Annotated in this window: 15 protein-coding genes and 1 pseudogene; 8 read left to right on the top strand and 8 right to left on the bottom strand. The window is 73.9% G+C overall.

Going from position 1 to position 16,863, the window contains the following annotated elements; translation table 11 throughout:
- Nucleotides 1–12: 12 nt before the first annotated feature.
- From G6W55_RS00675 to G6W55_RS00660, 4 genes and pseudogenes are all read left to right on the top strand, one after another.
- Nucleotides 13–1,356 (top strand): amidohydrolase family protein, encoded by a 1,344-nt coding sequence (locus G6W55_RS00675; protein WP_175518733.1) that lies wholly within the window; start codon nt 13–15, stop codon nt 1,354–1,356.
- Nucleotides 1,353–2,420, top strand: coding sequence for a dipeptidase (locus tag G6W55_RS00670; protein WP_217686372.1), 1,068 nt, complete (start codon nt 1,353–1,355; stop codon nt 2,418–2,420). Before G6W55_RS00675 ends, G6W55_RS00670 begins: the two co-directional genes overlap by 4 nt.
- 71 nt (nt 2,421–2,491) lie before the next feature.
- Nucleotides 2,492–2,839, top strand: coding sequence for a PRC-barrel domain containing protein (locus tag G6W55_RS00665; protein WP_309243585.1), 348 nt, complete (start codon nt 2,492–2,494; stop codon nt 2,837–2,839).
- Nucleotides 2,840–2,905: 66 nt separating this feature from the next.
- A pseudogene (locus G6W55_RS00660) lies at nt 2,906–3,588 on the top strand (adenosylcobinamide amidohydrolase).
- Between the two features lie 224 nt (nt 3,589–3,812).
- On the opposite strand, the gene G6W55_RS00655 reads toward G6W55_RS00660, so the two are convergent.
- Nucleotides 3,813–4,184, bottom strand: a complete 372-nt coding sequence (locus G6W55_RS00655) for a metalloregulator ArsR/SmtB family transcription factor (RefSeq protein WP_175518732.1) — start codon at nt 4,182–4,184, stop codon at nt 3,813–3,815.
- Nucleotides 4,185–4,294: 110 nt separating this feature from the next.
- Here G6W55_RS00655 and G6W55_RS00650 point away from each other — a divergent pair, with 110 nt between their 5' ends.
- A complete protein-coding gene (locus G6W55_RS00650; RefSeq protein ID WP_175518731.1) occupies nt 4,295–6,280 on the top strand; it encodes a heavy metal translocating P-type ATPase in 1,986 nt (661 codons plus the stop codon).
- A gap of 98 nt (nt 6,281–6,378) precedes the next feature.
- On the opposite strand, the gene G6W55_RS00645 is transcribed toward G6W55_RS00650, so the two are convergent.
- The 7 genes from G6W55_RS00645 to G6W55_RS00615 form a co-directional block, all read right to left on the bottom strand.
- Complete coding sequence (locus G6W55_RS00645; protein ID WP_030782456.1) at nt 6,379–6,732, bottom strand: metalloregulator ArsR/SmtB family transcription factor; 354 nt, start codon at nt 6,730–6,732, stop codon at nt 6,379–6,381.
- A 211-nt stretch (nt 6,733–6,943) separates the two neighbouring features.
- Nucleotides 6,944–7,381 (bottom strand): anti-sigma factor antagonist, encoded by a 438-nt coding sequence (locus G6W55_RS00640; RefSeq protein WP_175518730.1) that lies wholly within the window; start codon nt 7,379–7,381, stop codon nt 6,944–6,946.
- A gap of 68 nt (nt 7,382–7,449) precedes the next feature.
- Complete coding sequence (locus G6W55_RS00635) at nt 7,450–7,875, bottom strand: ATP-binding protein (RefSeq protein ID WP_078636487.1); 426 nt, start codon at nt 7,873–7,875, stop codon at nt 7,450–7,452.
- Nucleotides 7,875–8,282, bottom strand: coding sequence for a pyridoxamine 5'-phosphate oxidase family protein (locus G6W55_RS00630; RefSeq protein ID WP_078636488.1), 408 nt, complete (start codon nt 8,280–8,282; stop codon nt 7,875–7,877). Before G6W55_RS00630 ends, G6W55_RS00635 begins: the two co-directional genes overlap by 1 nt.
- Nucleotides 8,279–10,042: a SulP family inorganic anion transporter gene (locus G6W55_RS00625; RefSeq protein ID WP_175518729.1), complete on the bottom strand. Its 1,764-nt coding sequence runs from the start codon at nt 10,040–10,042 to the stop codon at nt 8,279–8,281. Before G6W55_RS00625 ends, G6W55_RS00630 begins: the two co-directional genes overlap by 4 nt.
- 313 nt (nt 10,043–10,355) lie before the next feature.
- The gene (locus tag G6W55_RS00620) at nt 10,356–10,718 is read right to left on the bottom strand and encodes a zinc ribbon domain-containing protein YjdM (protein WP_217686371.1); all 363 of its coding nucleotides are present in this window, start codon (nt 10,716–10,718) and stop codon (nt 10,356–10,358) included.
- Between the two features lie 57 nt (nt 10,719–10,775).
- Entirely contained in the window at nt 10,776–11,447 is a 672-nt protein-coding gene (locus G6W55_RS00615) for a uracil-DNA glycosylase (RefSeq protein ID WP_175518728.1), read from the bottom strand.
- A 200-nt stretch (nt 11,448–11,647) separates the two neighbouring features.
- On the opposite strand from G6W55_RS00615, the gene G6W55_RS00610 reads away from it, so the two are divergent.
- The 3 genes from G6W55_RS00610 to G6W55_RS00600 all read left to right on the top strand — a co-directional run bounded on the left by G6W55_RS00610 (nt 11,648) and on the right by G6W55_RS00600 (nt 16,818).
- The gene (locus tag G6W55_RS00610; protein ID WP_175518727.1) at nt 11,648–13,606 is read left to right on the top strand and encodes a hypothetical protein; all 1,959 of its coding nucleotides are present in this window, start codon (nt 11,648–11,650) and stop codon (nt 13,604–13,606) included.
- Nucleotides 13,607–13,828: 222 nt separating this feature from the next.
- Complete coding sequence (locus tag G6W55_RS00605) at nt 13,829–14,455, top strand: hypothetical protein (protein WP_175518726.1); 627 nt, start codon at nt 13,829–13,831, stop codon at nt 14,453–14,455.
- Between the two features lie 290 nt (nt 14,456–14,745).
- Complete coding sequence (locus G6W55_RS00600) at nt 14,746–16,818, top strand: flotillin family protein (protein ID WP_175518725.1); 2,073 nt, start codon at nt 14,746–14,748, stop codon at nt 16,816–16,818.
- Nucleotides 16,819–16,863: the final 45 nt, after the last annotated feature.

Genomic DNA, 16,863 nt, shown 5'->3' with positions numbered 1-16,863 from the left:
TGATCGAGAGAGGTGACCTTGACGAACGAGAGCCCCGGGGCGGCGGCCCCCTTCGCACCGCCCGCCGCCGGTGACGTGGTGGTCTACCGCGGACTCACCCTGTTCGACGGGACCGGCGGCGATCCCCGGCCCGACGTCTCGCTCGTGGTTGACGGACCCCTGATCCGGTCCGTCGCGGACGAGGCGGACACAGCGGCCGCGCTCGTCGAGGGCGCCGAACTCGTCGACCTCACCGGCCACTTCGTCACCCCCGGCCTGATCGACGCGCACCAGCACCTCGCGACTCCCCCCGACCGTCCGGCCGCCGAGGCGGTCCTGCGCCGTCTGGTCCACAGCGGAGTGACGGCCGTACGGGACATGGCGGACGACCTGCGGCAGATCGGCGACCTCGCGCGGGCCGCGCTGGTCGGCGAGATCGCCGCCCCCGACCTCCACTACGCGGCGCTCATGGCCGGCCCCACCTTCTTCGACGACCCCCGCACCCACCAGGTGAGCCAGGGCGCCGTGCCCGGGCAGGTGCCCTGGATGCAGGCCGTCACCGCCGACACCGACCTCCCGCTCGCGGTCGCCCTGGCCCGCGGCACCTACGCCTCGGCCGTCAAGGTCTACGCCGACCTGGACGCCGGCCTCGTCGCCGCGATCACCGCCGAGGCCCATCGGCAGGGCGTCCCGGTGTGGGCGCACGCGGCCGTGTTCCCGGCGACCCCCGGCGAGGTCGTCGGGGCCGGGGTGGACACCGTCTCCCATGTGACGCTGCTGGCCCACGAGGCCGCCCTGGAGCCGCTGACCACCTACAAGGACAAGCCGCCCGTCGACCACGCGAGCCTGGTGACCGGCCGGGACGCGCGCCTCGCCGCGCTCTTCGCCCGGATGCGGGACCAGGGCGTCGTGCTGGACGCGACCGCCTCCATGTGGGAGAGCGAGGAACTCACCGGCGACACCCCGGAGAGCGCCGAACGCGCCCGCCGCAACTCCGAGTTGGCCGTCGCCCTCACCGCGCAGGCGCACCGGGCGGGCGTGGAGCTGGCCACCGGCACCGACTACGAGACCGCCCCCGGCGAGCCGTTCCCCGCCCTGTACGAGGAACTCGCCTTCCTGGTGAAGCGGTGCGGCATCCCGGCGCGGGACGTGCTGCGCTCCGCGACGCTCGTCGGCGCCCGCAGTGCCGGGGCCGGGCATCTGACGGGCAGTGTCGAGCCGGGGAAGCTGGCCGACCTGGCGGTCTTCGCACAGGATCCGCTGGCCGACATCGGCCATCTGCGCACCATCACCCTGACCGTCAAGCGGGGGCGGCGCTTTCCGCGCGACGCCTACACCGCCACGGCCACCGCCACCCGATCCCGGGAGACCCGTTGACCGGCACGCCCCTGATCATCAACGCGCTCGGACAGCTCGACAACCCCAACGCCCCGCGGTCGATGCGGGCGGCGGCCGAACTGAACGCCACCAGCGAGCAGTTCACCGTGGACGCCCGGACCCTGGCCGAGGCGCGCGCCTCCGGCCTGACCGCCGTCACCATCACCCTCGGCTATGTGATGGGCGAACTGCCGCCCTACGAGCACACGGTGCACGAGATCGACGTCTGGGACGGCATCGTCGACCGGCATCCGGACGCCCTGCTGAAGGTCACCACCGCCGCCGACATCCGCACGGTCGCACGCGACGGGCGGGTCGGTGTCGTCTACGGCTTCCAGAACGCCGTGGCCGTCGGCGACGACGTGAGCCGGGTCGCCGAGTTCGCCGAACGCGGCGTGCGGGTCGTCCAGTTGACCTACAACCAGGCCAACCACCTCGGCGGCGGCTCGGCGGCGCCCGCGGGCACCGGGCTGACCGCGTTCGGACGCGAGGTGGTCGACGCGCTCAACGACCACCACGTCATGGTCGATCTGTCGCACAGCGGCGAGCGGACCTGCCTGGACGCCGCCGCGCACTCCCGCGCCCCCGTGTCGGTCAACCACACCGGGTGCCGCGCGCTGACCGATCTGCCGCGCAACAAGACCGACGACGAACTGCGCCTGGTGGCCTCGCGCGGCGGGTTCGTGGGCATCTACTTCATGCCGTTCCTCAACCCCACCGGACACGCCCGCGCCGCCGACGTCGTCGAGCACCTCGCGCACGCCGTGGACGTCTGCGGCGAGGACCACGTCGGCATCGGCACCGACGGCCCGGTCACCGCGATCGACGACCTCGACGCCTACCGGGAACGGCTGGCCGAGCACGTGGCGCAGCGCAGGGCGGCCGGGGTCTCCGCGGCCGGCGAACGGGCGGACACCTACCCGTTCGTGGTCGACCTGCGCGGCGTCGACCAGTTCCGGGAGCTGATACGGCTCCTCGAACGGCGCGGCTGGTCCGCCACCCGCATCGAGAAGATCATGGGCCGCAACTTCCTGGACTACGCCGAACGCGTCTGGACGGCGTAGCCGCAGGTCTGCCGTCCGCCGGAGCGGGCACCCGGAGGACAGGACGACAGGGAACACCCAGGGAGGACATCGTGAGCCACCACCGCACACCGCACGTGCCGACCGCCGGCCACACCCCGGACGACGATCTGACCGGCTACCAGGTGGACGCCACGGACGGGCACGCCGGCAAGGTCAGCAAGTACTCGGCGGACCTCGGTCCGCGGTTCCTGGTGGTGCACACCGGACCGTGGGTGCTCGGCAAGGACGTGGTGCTCCCCTCGGACGCCGTGATGGGCGTCGACCACGACGCCCGGATCGTGCAGCTCTCCCGGACGAAGGCGCAGGTCAAGTCGGCGCCGGTGTTCGCCGAGGACACCCACCTCGGCGATCCGCGGCACCGCGACCAACTGGGCGGCCGCCACGGTTCCGGGCACTGACGGCGGGGGCGGCCGGGCCGGTTCGTAGCATGTGCGGGTCATGCCCGCACCAGCGAGGAGCCCTTCGTGCAGCACGCCGTCCTGCCGCCGACCCCGACGGGCCGGGGGCTGACCGTGGAGCGGCTGAGCCGCTTCGAGGACGGTGCGGACCTCTCCGCGCTGGTGTGGCGGGCGGGTCCGGGCTGGCGGATGGTGAGCAGCGCCGTGCTCGGGGGGGACTGGGGGAGCGGCTCTGGGTCCTCAACGCGCAGGTCCACCACGGCTATCGGCGCGTCGACCCGGCCGAGCATCTGAAGGAGCTGGCCGCGGCGGCGGGCCTGGCCGGTGACGGCGTGGGCCTGATGACGGCGGCCGACGTCGAGGCGCACACCCGCGCGGACGACGGGGGTGTCGAGGCGGTGGTCACGGCCGGCATCGAGGTCCGCGGATGGGCGGCAGCGCCCGCCATATCCGCCACCGCCGGTCCGCGCGCCTTCGCGCCCGGCACGATCAACGTCGTGGCCGCCGTGCCCGTGCCCCTGAGCGACGCCGCGCTGGTCAACGCCGTCGCCACCGCAGTCGAGGCCAAGGTGCAGGCCCTGGTGGAGGCCGGACTCGACTGCTCCGGCACCCCGACCGACGCGATCTGTGTCGCGTCCCGCCTCCCCCGCCCCGGCGAGGAGCCCCACTCCTTCGCGGGCCCCCGCTCCCTGTGGGGCGCCCGCCTGGCCCGAGCGGTGCACGGCGCCGTGCTGGACGCCGTGACCTGAACGGGTGTGACGTGCCGGCCCGGCGCAGTGAGCGGTCCGCGCTCGGGCAGCCGCACGGCCTCCCGTGGGGAGCCGGGAGGTGCGGCGGGCCCCGCCGCCCACGGGACGGCAGGGCCCAGCAGAGGGAACCTCACCCGGGGGATCGGATCGGTGCCCGCCCCCACACCATGCACTACAAACCGGCCACGGCGATAGATCGCGGCTGAAACTGCTCTGTGCCGGTGTCAGCGGCCGGTCGGCGCCGGTGTGTCCTGGTGGCCGAGGCGCAGATGCTCGACGTGGTACAGGGCCTGTTCGAGCAGTTCGGCGACATGGTCGTCGTAGAGGCTGTAGACGATGGAGCGGCCCCGGCGCTCGCCCGTGACGAGGCCCAGATTGCGCAGCAGACGGAGCTGATGCGAGCAGGCGGACGCCTCCAGTTCGGCGGCCTCGGCGAGGTCGCCGACGGCGCACGGGCCCTCCTGGAGGCGGGCGAGGATCCGCAGACGCGAGGGCGTGGCAAGGGCCTGGAGCGTGGCGGCGACGTCGGCGGCGCCCACGGCGTCCAGACGTTCGCGGGTGCTGGCCGCGCTGGCGGCGCCGGTTCGATGGCCCATGGGGTTCATGCTACCGACGACATATGAAGACCTGTTCAGATGTTCCTGTATGGTGAGCGGGTTGCCGTCGGTCGCCCGTGAGGGCCGCTCCGCGAAGGGTTGCTCCCGCCATGCCCGCTGACCTGCTCAGGCGCCCCGGAGACACGGCACCGGCCGTTCCGGTGGCGCCGCCACGGCGCCGTACCCGCGTGTTCGCCCTGGTCGAGGCCCGCTGGGCCGCGGCCGCCCTGGCGCTGTTCCTGCTCGCGCTGCCGCTCCAACTGGTGGGCGCCCCGGCCTGGTCGTGGGGTCCGCTGTACGCGCTCACCTACCTCACCGGCGGCTGGGACCCGGCCCGGGAGGGGCTGCGGGCACTCGGGGCCAGGACCCTGGACGTCGACCTGCTGATGATCGTCGCCGCCCTCGGCGCCGCCGCGATCGGACAGGTGAGGGACGGCGCGCTGCTCGTCGTCATCTTCGCCACCTCCGGCGCCCTGGAGGCCCTCGCGACGGCCCGCACCCAGGACGCGGTCCACTCCCTGCTCGACCTCGCCCCGGCCACCGCCACCCGTGTGAGCGCGGACGGCCGGGAAGAGGCGGTTCCCACGGCGGAGTTGGCCGTGGGTGACACCGTCCTGGTCCGCCCCGGGGAGCGCGTCGGTGCCGACGGGCGGGTCGTCGCCGGGGCGAGCGAGGTCGACCAGGCCACGATCACCGGCGAGCCCCTCCCGGTGGCCAAGGGCGTCGGGGACGAGGTGTTCGCCGGCACCCTGAACGGCACCGGCGCCCTGCGCGTCCGGGTGGAACGCGACGCCTCGGACTCGGTGATCGCCCGGATCGTCGCGATGGTCGCGGAGGCGTCCGGGACCAAGGCGCCCACCCACCTGTTCATCGAGAAGGTCGAACAGCGCTACAGCCTCGGCATGGTCGCCGCGACCCTGGCCGTCTTCGCCGTCCCGACGGCCCTCGGCGCCGAACTGGCCGACGCGCTGACCCGGGCGATGACCTTCATGATCGTCGCCTCGCCGTGCGCGGTCGTCCTGGCGACCATGCCCCCGCTGCTCTCCGCGATCGCCACCGCCGGGCGCCACGGCGTCCTGGTCAAGTCCGCCGTCGTCATGGAACGCCTCGGCCAGGTCGACACCGTCGCTCTGGACAAGACCGGCACCCTCACGGAAGGCACCCCGCGCGTCACCGCGGTCCGCCCGCTGGACGGATCAGGGCTGACCGACGACGACCTGCTCACCCTCGCGGCCGCCGCCGAGCACCCCAGCGAACACCCGCTGGCCCGGGCCGTCGTCGACGCCGCCCGCGCACGCCGCCTCCACCTGCCCGCCGCCGAGGAGTTCACCTCCACGCCCGGTGTCGGCGTCACCGCCACGGTGGGCGGCCGCACGATCGCGGTCGGCGCGCCGGCCCGCCCGTCGGACGGCACGGATGACGAAGAAGAGCTTCTGGCAGGCGAGTTGGAGGATGCCGGCCATACGGCCGTGGTCGTCCGACGCGACGGCGTCCCCGTCGGCGTCCTGGGCCTCGCCGACCGCCCGCGCCCGGAAGCCGCCGCCACCGTCGCCGCCCTCGCCGCGCTGACCGGCCGTACGCCGATCCTGCTGACCGGCGACAACTCCCGTGCCGCCGCCCGCCTGGCCGCCGAGACCGGCATCGCCGCGGACGACGTCCACGCCGGACTGCTGCCCGAGGACAAGGTCCGGGCGGTCCGGCGCCTCGCGGCCGACGGACGCACGGTGCTGCTCGTCGGCGACGGTGTCAACGACGCGCCCGCGCTGGCCGCCGCCCACAGCGGCATCGCCATGGGCCGCGTCGGCTCCGACCTCGCCCTCGAGACCGCCGACGCGGTCGTGGTCCGCGACGAACTGACCGCCGTCCCGGCCGTGTTGGCCCTCTCCCGGGCCGCGCACCGGCTGGTGGTGCAGAACCTGGTCATCGCCGGAACCTTCATCTGCGCCCTGGTCGCCTGGGACCTGGCCGGCGAACTCCCGCTCCCGCTGGGCGTCCTGGGCCACGAGGGCTCCACGGTCCTCGTCGGCCTCAACGGCCTCCGCCTGCTGCGCGACGCGGCCTGGCACCGTGCTTCCCGTTCAGGGGGCCCGAGTTGAGGTGGCCGTACAAGGCACCCGCTCGGAGGGACGACCGTCCCCCGCGCGTGAATTCGCTGTCCAGTGCGCGGGGGACGGCCGCCGTACGGGGGCCGCCGTCAGGGGGACGGCGGGGCGGCCTGCGGCTGGGCGGCCTGGAGGTCGGCGAGGAGTTCGGCCTGGCCGGTCAGGACGCCGGAGAGGATCGAGCGGGCGACCCGCAGGAGTTCGGCGACCTGCGGGCTGGTCAGCGAGTAGTACACCGTGGAGCCCTCGCGGCGGGTCGCGACCAGGTTCGCCCGCCGCAGCACCGCCAGTTGCTGCGACAGGTGCGCGGGTTCGATGCCCACCTCGGGCAGCATCTCGGCGACCGCGTGCTCCCGCACGCTCAGCAGCTCCAGGACCCGGATGCGTGCCGGATGGCCGAGCGTCTTGAAGAACTCGGCCTTCAGTTGGTACAGCGGCGTACTCACCGGTTCGCCTCCTGTCCACGGCAGCGGTCCGGCACCGCCGGCCGGATCTCGGCGCCTCGCGCCCACCCACTCGTCACACACATGTGGCCCATCCTCACCTGAGGGACCGGCCACGCCGAATCCGCCCTGAGAAGCCGAGAGCCACGGGGTTCCGCGGCAATGACCTCTCGACTTGCCAATATTAGCAATTACTAAGGTCTGGAGAAGGGGGTCAGCGCCCGGACCTGCCGGCGTCCTCGCCCCGCGGCCAGCCGGTGGTGCGCCACTCCTGCTGCTCCCCGCCCTCGTCCCCGGCACCTTCGTGCGGCCCGGTCGGACGGGCGGCGGCGAGCGCCGCGGTCAGGTCGGCGTGGACCGGGATGGGCGGGCAGTCGCCGGTCGGCACGAGCGAACCGTCGGCCGGGATCGCGGCCAGCTCCAGAGCCCGGCCCGCGGCGACGAGCCGGCGGGCGGCGTCGGTGATGGCGAGCTGCCCCTCCGCCGACCAGCCGCGCAGCTCGGTGAGGTCGACGACGACCGGACCCGTGCCGCGGGCCAGCGCCCAGCCGACCGCTCCGCTGAAGCGGCGCACCGCGTCCGGGCCGAGGTGTCCGGCGACGGAGAGGATGCCTAGGCCGTCCTGGACGGTGTAGCGCCAGTCGATGGTCATGGGTCGTGAACTTCCTTGCGCGAGGGGCGGGTGGGGGAGCCGGGGGAGAAGGGCGGGAGCCGGTGAGGTCAGAGCGGGAGGGTGATCCAGACGCTCTTGCCCAGACCGTCGGCGTCGGCACGCACCACCGCGGTGCCGGCCAGGGCCAGGGTCAGTTCCATGACCGTGCCCAGACCGCCCGAGCCGCTCCCCGTGAGGGCGCCGTACAGCGGGGGCAGGAACGGGTGGCGGTCGTGCACGGCGAACGCCAGACAGTCCCGGCCGGCCGCGTAGATCACGGTGACCTGCGGGGACCGGTCGGCGGCGTGCCGCACGCTGTTGGTCACCAGCTCGCTCAGGATCAGCAGGGCCGGGTCGACCGCCGGGTGGCGCGCGGCGACGCCCCACTCGGCCATCACCTGCTGCGCCGTCTCGCGCGCGACCCGGACCGCGGACGGTGTGCTGGGCATGGTGAGCACATGCCGGTGCGGGAGCGTCTGCGTCGGTACGGACATCAGCCCTCCGCCCGCAGGAGACGGAAACCGGTCACCGTCGTGGGACGGATCCGCAGCACGATGTCGTGCGGCCCATGGCTCCAGCCGGGCAGGGTGCGCCGATGGTGGGCCACCTCGTTCGGGTCGGTGACGACCTCGGCGGGGCCGGACAGGGTCACCGTCCAGCCGGTGCCGGCCGCGGCCTGGATCTCGTCGGTCTGGTACGTCACCGCCTCGGGCACGGCGGCCGCCCGCACGGGAGCCCGGACGACCAGCCGCCCGTACTCCCACACATGCCGCGCCGGCCGTACGACGGTCAGCCCCCGCTGCCCGTACACCAGCCGCCCCAGGCCGCTGCCCTCCACCAGCCACAACGCCTCCGCGCCGGAGACCTCGACCATGCGCGGCGTCGCCGGGGAGACGGTCATCGGGCCGGCTCCTCACGGTGCCGGGACTCGGCGGGCTTCGCGCTGTGCCGTACGGGGCTCTTCCCGCCCCCCGACACCCCGGGCGGCAGGACCCCGGCCAGTTCCAGATGCTCGCGGGCGCCCCGGATCGCCTCCGGCGTCGTCGCGTACTCCCGGCCGTCGCGCCGCAGCAGCTCCAGCGCGCCGACGGACTCCAGGACCTGGAGCTGGTCGGGGCGGATCCCGGAGGCCAGCACCACGATGCCGCGCCGCCGCAGTTTCTCCACCGCGTCCTTGAGCACCAGGGCGCCGGTGGCGTCCATGGTCGACACCCGCGACATCCGCAGGATGACCACGCGCACGTCGGCGACCTCGGTGAGTTCCAGCAGGAAGCGGTGGGCGGCGGCGAAGAACAGCGGGCCGTCGATGCGGTAGGCGACGATGTGCTCCGCGAGCAGGGCGTGCTCCTCGGCGCTGTGGTCGCCGCGGTCGAGCGGCACCTGGTCGAGCCGGGCCTGCCGGGCGACCGCCCGCAGCGCCAGGACGCCCGCCACGACCAGGCCGATGATCACGGCGTAGACCAGGTCCAGGGCGAGGGTGGCGACCGCGGTGAGGACGAGGACCAGCGCGTCGGAGCGGGTGGCCCGGGCCATCGCCCGCAGCGAGCCCACCTCGACCATCCGCACCGCGGTGGCCAGCAGCACGCCCGCGAGCGCGGCCAGCGGGATCTTCGACACCAGGGGCGCGGCGGCGAAGACGATCGCGGCGAGCACCGCGGCGTGCGTGAGGGCGGCGAGCCGGGAGGAGGCGCCGGTGCGGACGTTGACGGCGGTGCGCGCGATGGCGCCGGTCGCGGGGACGCCTCCGAAGAGCGGGGCGGCGATGTTGGCCAGGCCCTGGCCGAACAGCTCCCGGTCCGGATCGTGCTTGCGGCCGACGGTCATGCCGTCGGCGACCGACGCCGACAGCAGGGACTCCAGGGCGGCGAGCGCGGCGACCGCGACGGCCGGGGCGAGCAGGGAGCCCAGCGCGCCCAGGTCGAGGAAGCCCAGGGAGGGGGCGGGCAGCCCGGAGGGGAGGTCCCCGATCGGGGCGGCGCCGTCCAGGCCCGCGAGCTGGGTCACCAGGGTCGCGGCGATCACGGCGACGATGGAGAAGGGGATCGTGGGCCGCCACCGGGCGCCGGCCAGCATGACCGCCGCCACGGACACCGCGAGCGCGACGGCCGTCCAGTTCGGGTCCTTGGCGAACTCCTCGGCCGCGTGCCAGGCCACCACCAGCACCCGGTCGCCCTCGGGCTTGTCCACCCCGAGCGCCCCCGGGATCTGCTGGAGGCCGATCACACAGGCGATACCGAGACTGAAGCCCTCGACGACGGGCGCCGGGACGTACCGCATGTACTTGCCCGCCCGCAGCACGGCGAGCGCGACGAGCATGATCCCGGCCAGCAGGCCGACGGTGAGGACGCCGGTCGGACCGTACTCGGCGACGATCGGGACCAGCACCACCGTCATCGCGCCGGTCGGCCCCGACACCTGGAAGTTCGAGCCGCCGAAGACCGCGGCGAGGGCCCCGGCGACGACCGCGGTGGCAAGACCCGCCTCCGCGCCGAGACCGGAGGAGACCCCGAATCCGAGCGCGAGCGGCAGCGCCACGATCGCCACGGTCAGCCCCGCGAGCAGGTCGCGGCGCGGATCACGGCGTACGTCCGCCAGGTCGTCGCGGCCCGGCAGCAGGGCGGAGACCCGGGCCCAGTACCGGCCGGTCGCTGTCGTCGTCATCGGGCGGTGACCTCGACTTCCCTGGCAGACGCCGCATGCCGGCTCAACGGCTGAGACAGCCGACTACAGCATCTGCTCAATTGCGAAATGTGGCAATTCATCATTCCGGCGGAGCGCGACGAGACGCGATCGGGTGTGATCAGGCGCGGCGGGTCCGGAGACGGATGGTGATTACTCGCGCCCTGCGTCAGGGCAAGGCGCGAGGCTGTGCCCGCGGCTACCTACGGACACAGCCATCACAGCATCTAAGCAATTGCGAAAATAAGCAACTCTGCATGCTGCCGGCCCCCGGGACACCCGCGCGCGGGGCGCGTCAGGCCTTCTTGACCACGCTCGACTTGAGCTGCATCGCCCCGAACCCGTCGACCTTGCAGTCGATGTCGTGTCCGTCCACGCCGTCGACGAGCCGGATCCCGCGCACCTTGGTGCCGGCCTTGATCCCGGAGGGGCTGCCCTTGACCTTGAGCGCCTTGACGACGACCACGGAATCGCCGTCCCGCAGGACGTTGCCGACGGCGTCCTTCACGACACGCTCGGCGGGACCGGCGGCCTCGGCACCGGCGTCCGTCTCGGCGGGCACCCATTCGTGGCCGCACTCCGGGCAGACCACGAGGGCGTTCATCTCGTACGTGTACGCGCAGGAGCACTTCGGACAGGGGGGAAGGTTCTCGATCATCCCGCCAGCGTAGCCGTCACACGGGCCCCGCCGTCCGGTCCGGCCGACCGGTCCCCGTCACCCGCGTTCCAGCAGGCGGGCCGCCTCCCGCAGGACGTCCGTGATCTCCGCGCGGGCCGTGGGCCGGGAGGCGAAGACGCGGGGGCTGGGGTGCCAGGTCTCCAGGGTGTGCACCTGCGGCGCGTACCTCTCCCGGTAGACCGCCCAGCCGGCCTGCGCCTTGCGGCCCATGGCGACGACCACCTCCAGCGCGGGCAGCATGCCGATCACCTCGTGGAGGAAGGGCGCCGCGCGCTGGATCTCCGAGCGCCCCGGCGCGGCGATGCGGTCCGCCGTGCCCAGGTACCACGGCACGACGTTCCAGTGCACGGACTCCCGGTAGTCGAGCCCGGTCTCGGCGCGCAGGGTCCAGCAGTTCTGGGCCGTCGGGTCGTCGTTGTCGACGGAGATGATGCCGCTGCCGGTGCGGCGCAACTCGGCCTCCGCGCCCATGGACTTGCGCCCCGGGGCTTCCAGGAGGAACAGACTGCGGGCTGCGACACCGCCGGACGCGGGGTCGAACCACGGCACGGACTCGCCGTCGCCGAGCCGGACGCGCAGCTTCTCCACCCAGTCGTTGAGCGGGCGCACCCTCGGCTCGGTCCGCACCGCGCCCAGCCGGGCGGTCAGGGCTTCGGGGTCACGCAGGGCGCGGGGCGCCGGGGAACGGAAGGGATCACGGGACGACATGCGCGCAGTGTGCCACCCCTTCAGGTGTTCGAGGAATCCCCCGTCGGGTGTGATCCCGCGAGGAAGAGCGCGACCTTGCCGAGAGTGACGCGTTGGGGATGGTGTGACGCCGTTGCAGTGACGGTTCTGCACTCGGGTCGCCTACCCCGGGCCGCGGCGCCACCCCAACGGGTGTCCGAATCTCGGGGAAGGGTGCGAACGTGTGGAAGTGTGTCGCCGGCGCGCCGGTGGCGCCGGTGTACGGCGGTGAGCCGGTCGGGGGGCTGGTCGGCCGGGAGTCGGAGTCGACGGCGCTGTGGGACCTGCTCGCGGGACACCATCTGGTGACGGTCACCGGCCGGGCGGGCGTGGGCAAGAGCCGCCTGGCCGCCACGGCCGCCCGGCGGGCGAACGGCCCGTGGCGCCGCGTGGTCCATGTCCGCTGGCAGGGCAACGAGTTCGCGAACGGCCCGGGCAACGGGCCGTTTCATGGACCGGGGAACGGACCGGGTGCCGCCGGGACTTCGGACGCGTACGGCGGACCGGACGCGCCGGGTGCGCTGGCCGCGGCCGTGCACCGGGCGCTGACCGGCAGACGCCCGCGCCCCGGCGAGGCGGGCACCGCAGGACTGGCGCGCCTGCTGCCGCCCGTGGGCGGACTGCTGTTCCTCGACGACGTTGATCCCGTCCAGCACGAATGCATGGGGCTGGTGCAGCGGCTGCTGGTGGCCGTGCCCGGACTGCGGGTCCTGGTGACCTCGCGGCGCGCGCTCGGCCTGGGCGAGGAACAGGTCCTGGTGGTACCGCCGTTGACCACCAGCGCCCCGGAGGACGGCAACGGCCATGCCGCGGCCGTGGAGTTGTTCCTCCGGCGGGCACGCGCGGTGGTGGAGGGGTTCCGCCCCGGCGCGGAGGGCGTCCGGGCGGTCGAGGCCATCTGCCGTTCCCTGGAAGGCGTTCCGCACGCCATCGAGCTGGCCGCCGAGCAGGTGGCACGTCAGCCGGTGGGCGAACTCGCGGACGTACTGGAACGCCACCAGTGCTGGCTGCGCAGCGAACGGCCCCTGCTGCGCCGCCATCGCTCGCTGCGCGACACCGTCGGCGCCAGCTACGCGCTGTCCGAACGCGAGGCCCGCATCGTGTGGGGCAGGGCCAGCGCGCTGGCCGGGGCCTTCGACGAGTCGACCGCCGTGTTCCTGTGTGCCGGCGGCACCGTCGCACCGCACGCGGTGCCCTCGCTGCTGGCCCGGCTGGCCGCCATCCACGTCCTGGAGCCGGTACGGGAACCGGGAGGACCGCGCCCGCCCCGCTACCGGATGACGCGCGCCGCCCAGGACTTCGGCCATGAACGGCTGCGCGAGGCAGGCGAGTTGGAGGCGGCGTTGGAGCGTCGCGCGTCCCGCTGCCGGCAGTTGACGGCCGTCGCACAGCATCTGTGGACCTCCGGCTGCGAGTCCCAGGCCGTCCGTCTGGTGCACGAGGAGCAGGAGGAGATCACGGCCCTCCTGCGGGTGGCCGTCCACCGCGCGGTCCACGCGGAGACCGCCCTGGAGACGGTGACCGGCCTGTGGTTCTGGTGGGTCGTCCACGGACACGCCCGCGAGGGCCTCGACCTGCTCACCCGGCTCCTTCCCCTGTGCCCGGCGGACAGCGCGGCCACGGCCCCCGGGCGGTGGCTTGCGGCCTGGCTCAGCGCCGAACACGACCCCCGGACCGCCCGGGTGCTGCTGGGCCGGGCCTGGCCGGGCGCCGTACTGGCCGGCGACGACGCCACCCTCGGCCACATCGCCCACGTCCACGGTGTGATCGCCCTGCGCGAGGGGGACGCCCGGACCGCCGCCGAGCAGTTCGCGCAGGCCGCCGCCCTCATCCCGCCGCACACCCCCAACGGCCCCTCGGCGGCGATGAGTCTGGCCGCCCAGGCCCTCGCCGAAGCCTCCTTCGCGCCCGGCGCCGCCCGCCGCAGCGCCCACCGTGCCCTGGCCGGCCCCGGCGTCCGCGGCGACGCCTGGGCCACCCTCACCGCCCGCTACGTCCAGGCGCTCCTCGACCACCGCAGCGGTCGCAATGCCCGCGCCCGCACCCGGGCCCTGCGCGCCCTCGGCGCGGTGGACCGCGACCTCCCGGCACCGCACGGACACGCGGCCCTGTGCGCGCTGGTCGCGGAGATCGAGGTGTGAAGCGCGGAGACCGGGACGTGAAGCGCGGAGATCGGGATGTGATTCGCGGTTGCCGTCACCCGGCACGAAGGCGGTGTCAACTTTGCCGGGGTTCGGCAATGCGCCGTCCGGCATGGGCAGTTCAAGATGGAGGGGCGGAACACGGGGAGCTGTCCCGGTGCCCGGCCCCGGCAACGGGGAGGGCACCGGGGCGCGAGGACTGAGCGAGTCGGGGGTGAGGACGTGAGGCAGGCCGTCATCGACGCCGCCGTGCGGTTTCCCGACGTCATCTGGACCTCGGCCCTGGTCGTCGCCCTCGGCTTCTGGCTGCTGGTCCTGCTGGGCCTGGCCGGCGCCCGTGACTTCGACGCCGACGCCCCGAGCCTGGCCCGGTCGTCGCGCGGGGTGCCGGTCGCCGTCCTGGCCTCGGCCGTGATCGCGCACGCCTGGCTCCTCGGACTCACCGGGTCGGTCCTGCTGGACCGGCTCCGGCTGACCGGTTCGGCCGAGGCCGCGGCGCGGGTCGCGCTGCTCGCCCTGTCCGCCCTCCTCGCCCTGACCACGACCCGGTGGTGCGTGGTCACACTGGCCGGGCTGCGCTTTGCCCGGTCCGCCCGCACCGGGCCGCGCCGACGGGACCCCGCGGACGGGACGCCGTACGACCCCGGCAGTCGCCCCTGCCACGGCCCGACGGCCGACCACGGCCCGACGGGTGCCCGCGATCTGGCCACCGCCCGCAGCCGGACCGCTGCCCGGGGCCGGACGACCGCCCGCGATCGGACCGTCGTGCGCGGCGAGGCCCCCGCCCGTGGCCAGGCCCCCGTCTGCGACCGGACCGCCGTCCGGCCACGGTCCGACCGGGCGGCCTGAACCACCGACGGCCGCGCGCGGACACGGTGGCCCGACCACCGCTCGACCGTCGGCCGTGAGCCGCCCGAAACCTCCCGTACGACGCCCCACCACAGCCCGTCCGCCCGCCCGCGATCCGGCCGGTGCCCCGAATCGCCACCGTGCCCCGCGACCGCACCGAGCGACCGGCCGCCCCGGGTGACCGCCCCGGGCGACCGACCCCGACCGACGTCCCGCCGCCCGCCTCCGACGCGGGCCGCCCCGCCTCGCCGCGCGAGGTGTCAACTCCACCCAGACGTGAAGGACTTCCCATGGATTCCATGACCATGGGCCTCGGCGTGCTTGTCGTCGTGTGCCTCCTCATCGCCACCGCCGTGCTGTTCGTCGTGTCCCGGCTGTTCCGCAAGGTGGAACAGGGCAAGGCGCTGATCGTCTCCAAGACGCGCAAGGTCGATGTGACCTTCACCGGCCAGGTCGTGCTGCCCGTGCTGCACAAGGCCGAGGTGATGGACATCTCGGTGAAGACCATCGAGATCACCCGGGCCGGCAAGGAAGGGCTGATCTGCCAGGACAACATCCGCGCCGACATCCGGATCTCGTTCTTCGTGAAGGTCAACAAGACCGTCGAGGACGTCATCCGGGTCGCCCAGGCCGTCGGCACTGCCCGCGCCAGCGACCAGCGGACGCTCCAGGAGCTGTTCCACGCGAAGTTCTCCGAGGCGCTGAAGACCGTCGGCAAGCAACTGGACTTCACCGACCTCTACACCAAGCGCGAGGAACTGCGGTACCGGATCATCGAGGTCATCGGCGTCGATCTGAACGGCTACCACCTGGAGGACGCGGCGATCGACTATCTGGAGCAGACGCCGCTGACCCAGCTCGACCCGGCCAACGTCCTCGACGCCCAGGGCATCCGCAAGATCACCGAGCTGACGGCCGTGGAGCACGTCCGCACCAACGAGGCCCAGCGCACCGAGGAGAAGGAGATCACCCGGCAGAACGTCGACGCGCGGGAGGCGATCCTGGAGCTGGAGCGCCGTCAGGCGGACGCGGAGATCAAGCAGCGCCGCGAGATCGAGACCGTGCGGGCCCGGGAGGAGGCCGAGACGGCACGGGTGGTGGAGGAGGAGCGGCTGCGCGCGCAGGGCGCCTTCCTGAAGACGGAGGAGCAGCTCGGCGTCCAGCGCGAGAACCAGGCCCGTGAGGTCGCCGTCGCGCAGAAGAACCGCGAGCGGGTCATCGCCGTGGAGAACGAGCGCATCGAGAAGGACCGGATGCTGGAGGCCATCGCGCGGGAGCGGGAGACCCAGTTGACCCGGATCGCCGCCGAGAAGGAGGTCGAGGCGGAGAAGCGGGACATCGCCGAGGTCATCCGGGAGCGGATCGCCGTGGACCGTACGGTCGCCGAGCAGGAGGAGGCCATCAAGCGGCTGCGCTCGGTCGAGGAGGCGGAGCGGCAGCGGCAGGCAGTGATCATCGCCGCCGAGGCGGAGGCGCAGGAGAAGCTGGTCAAGGACATCAAGGCCGCCGAGGCCGGCGAGCAGGCCGCGGTGCACCGTGCCGCCGAGGAACTCACCCTCGCCGAGGCCCGGTTGAAGAGCGCCGACCTCGACGCGCAGGCCAAGCTGCGGCTCGCGGAGGGCATCCAGGCCGAGACCGCCGCCGAGGGGCTCGCGGCCGTCCAGGTCCGCGACAAGGAGGCCGAGGTCATCGAGAAGGTCGGCCGTGCCGAGGCCGAGGCGACCGAGGCCCGGCTGCGCGCCGAGGGCGAGGGCACCCGCGCCAAGGCGCTGGCCGAGGCCACCGCCATCTCCGAGAAGCTCAAGGCGGAGGCGGAGGGCCTGAGTCAGAAGGCCGTCGCGATGGCCGCGCTCGACGAGGCGTCCCGCGGGCACGAGGAGTACCGGCTGCGGCTCGCCGCCGAGAAGGAGATCCGGCTCGCCGGACTGGACGTGCAGCGGCAGGTCGCCGAGGCGCAGGCCACGGTGCTCGCCACCGGTCTGGAGAACGCCGACATCAACATCGTCGGCGGGGAGTCCGTCTTCCTCGACCGCCTGGTCTCCTCGATCTCGCTCGGCCGGGGCATCGACGGGTTCGTGCAGCACTCGCAGACGGCGCAGGCCCTCGCCCGGCCGTGGCTGGACGGCACCTCGGACTTCACCGAGGACCTCGGCCGCGTCCTCGGCTCGGTCTCCACGGCGGACGTGCAGAACCTCACCGTGTCCGCGCTGCTGATGAAGCTGATGAAGACCGGCGGCGCCGACTCCCACGCCCTGGAGCAACTGCTCGGCAGGGCCGGTGAACTGGGGATCGCCGACACCTCCCTCGCCGCCCTGAACGGCAGCGCCGGGAACGGCCGCGCCAAGGGCAGCGCCGAGGTCTGACAGGCCGCGGTCCGGACCCGCCGTACGGGGGTCGGCGGCTCCGGA

Origin of the sequence: Streptomyces sp. CAI-85, assembly GCF_013363615.1 — a bacterium.
GTDB lineage: Bacteria > Actinomycetota > Actinomycetes > Streptomycetales > Streptomycetaceae > Streptomyces > Streptomyces antibioticus_B.
This window is presented reverse-complemented; position numbering and strand designations above follow the sequence as displayed.

Coding starts and splice junctions, on each gene's coding strand:
- G6W55_RS00640 (WP_175518730.1), bottom strand. CDS start 7,381: ATGACCATCGACTGGCGCTACACCGTCCAGGACGGCCTAGGCATCCTC.
- G6W55_RS00620 (WP_217686371.1), bottom strand. CDS start 10,718: ATGATCGAGAACCTTCCCCCCTGTCCGAAGTGCTCCTGCGCGTACACG.
- G6W55_RS00600 (WP_175518725.1), top strand. CDS start 14,746: ATGGATTCCATGACCATGGGCCTCGGCGTGCTTGTCGTCGTGTGCCTC.
- G6W55_RS00615 (WP_175518728.1), bottom strand. CDS start 11,447: ATGTCGTCCCGTGATCCCTTCCGTTCCCCGGCGCCCCGCGCCCTGCGT.
- G6W55_RS00625 (WP_175518729.1), bottom strand. CDS start 10,042: ATGACGACGACAGCGACCGGCCGGTACTGGGCCCGGGTCTCCGCCCTG.
- G6W55_RS00630 (WP_078636488.1), bottom strand. CDS start 8,282: ATGACCGTCTCCCCGGCGACGCCGCGCATGGTCGAGGTCTCCGGCGCG.
- G6W55_RS00650 (WP_175518731.1), top strand. CDS start 4,295: ATGCCCGCTGACCTGCTCAGGCGCCCCGGAGACACGGCACCGGCCGTT.
- G6W55_RS00655 (WP_175518732.1), bottom strand. CDS start 4,184: ATGGGCCATCGAACCGGCGCCGCCAGCGCGGCCAGCACCCGCGAACGT.
- G6W55_RS00635 (WP_078636487.1), bottom strand. CDS start 7,875: ATGTCCGTACCGACGCAGACGCTCCCGCACCGGCATGTGCTCACCATG.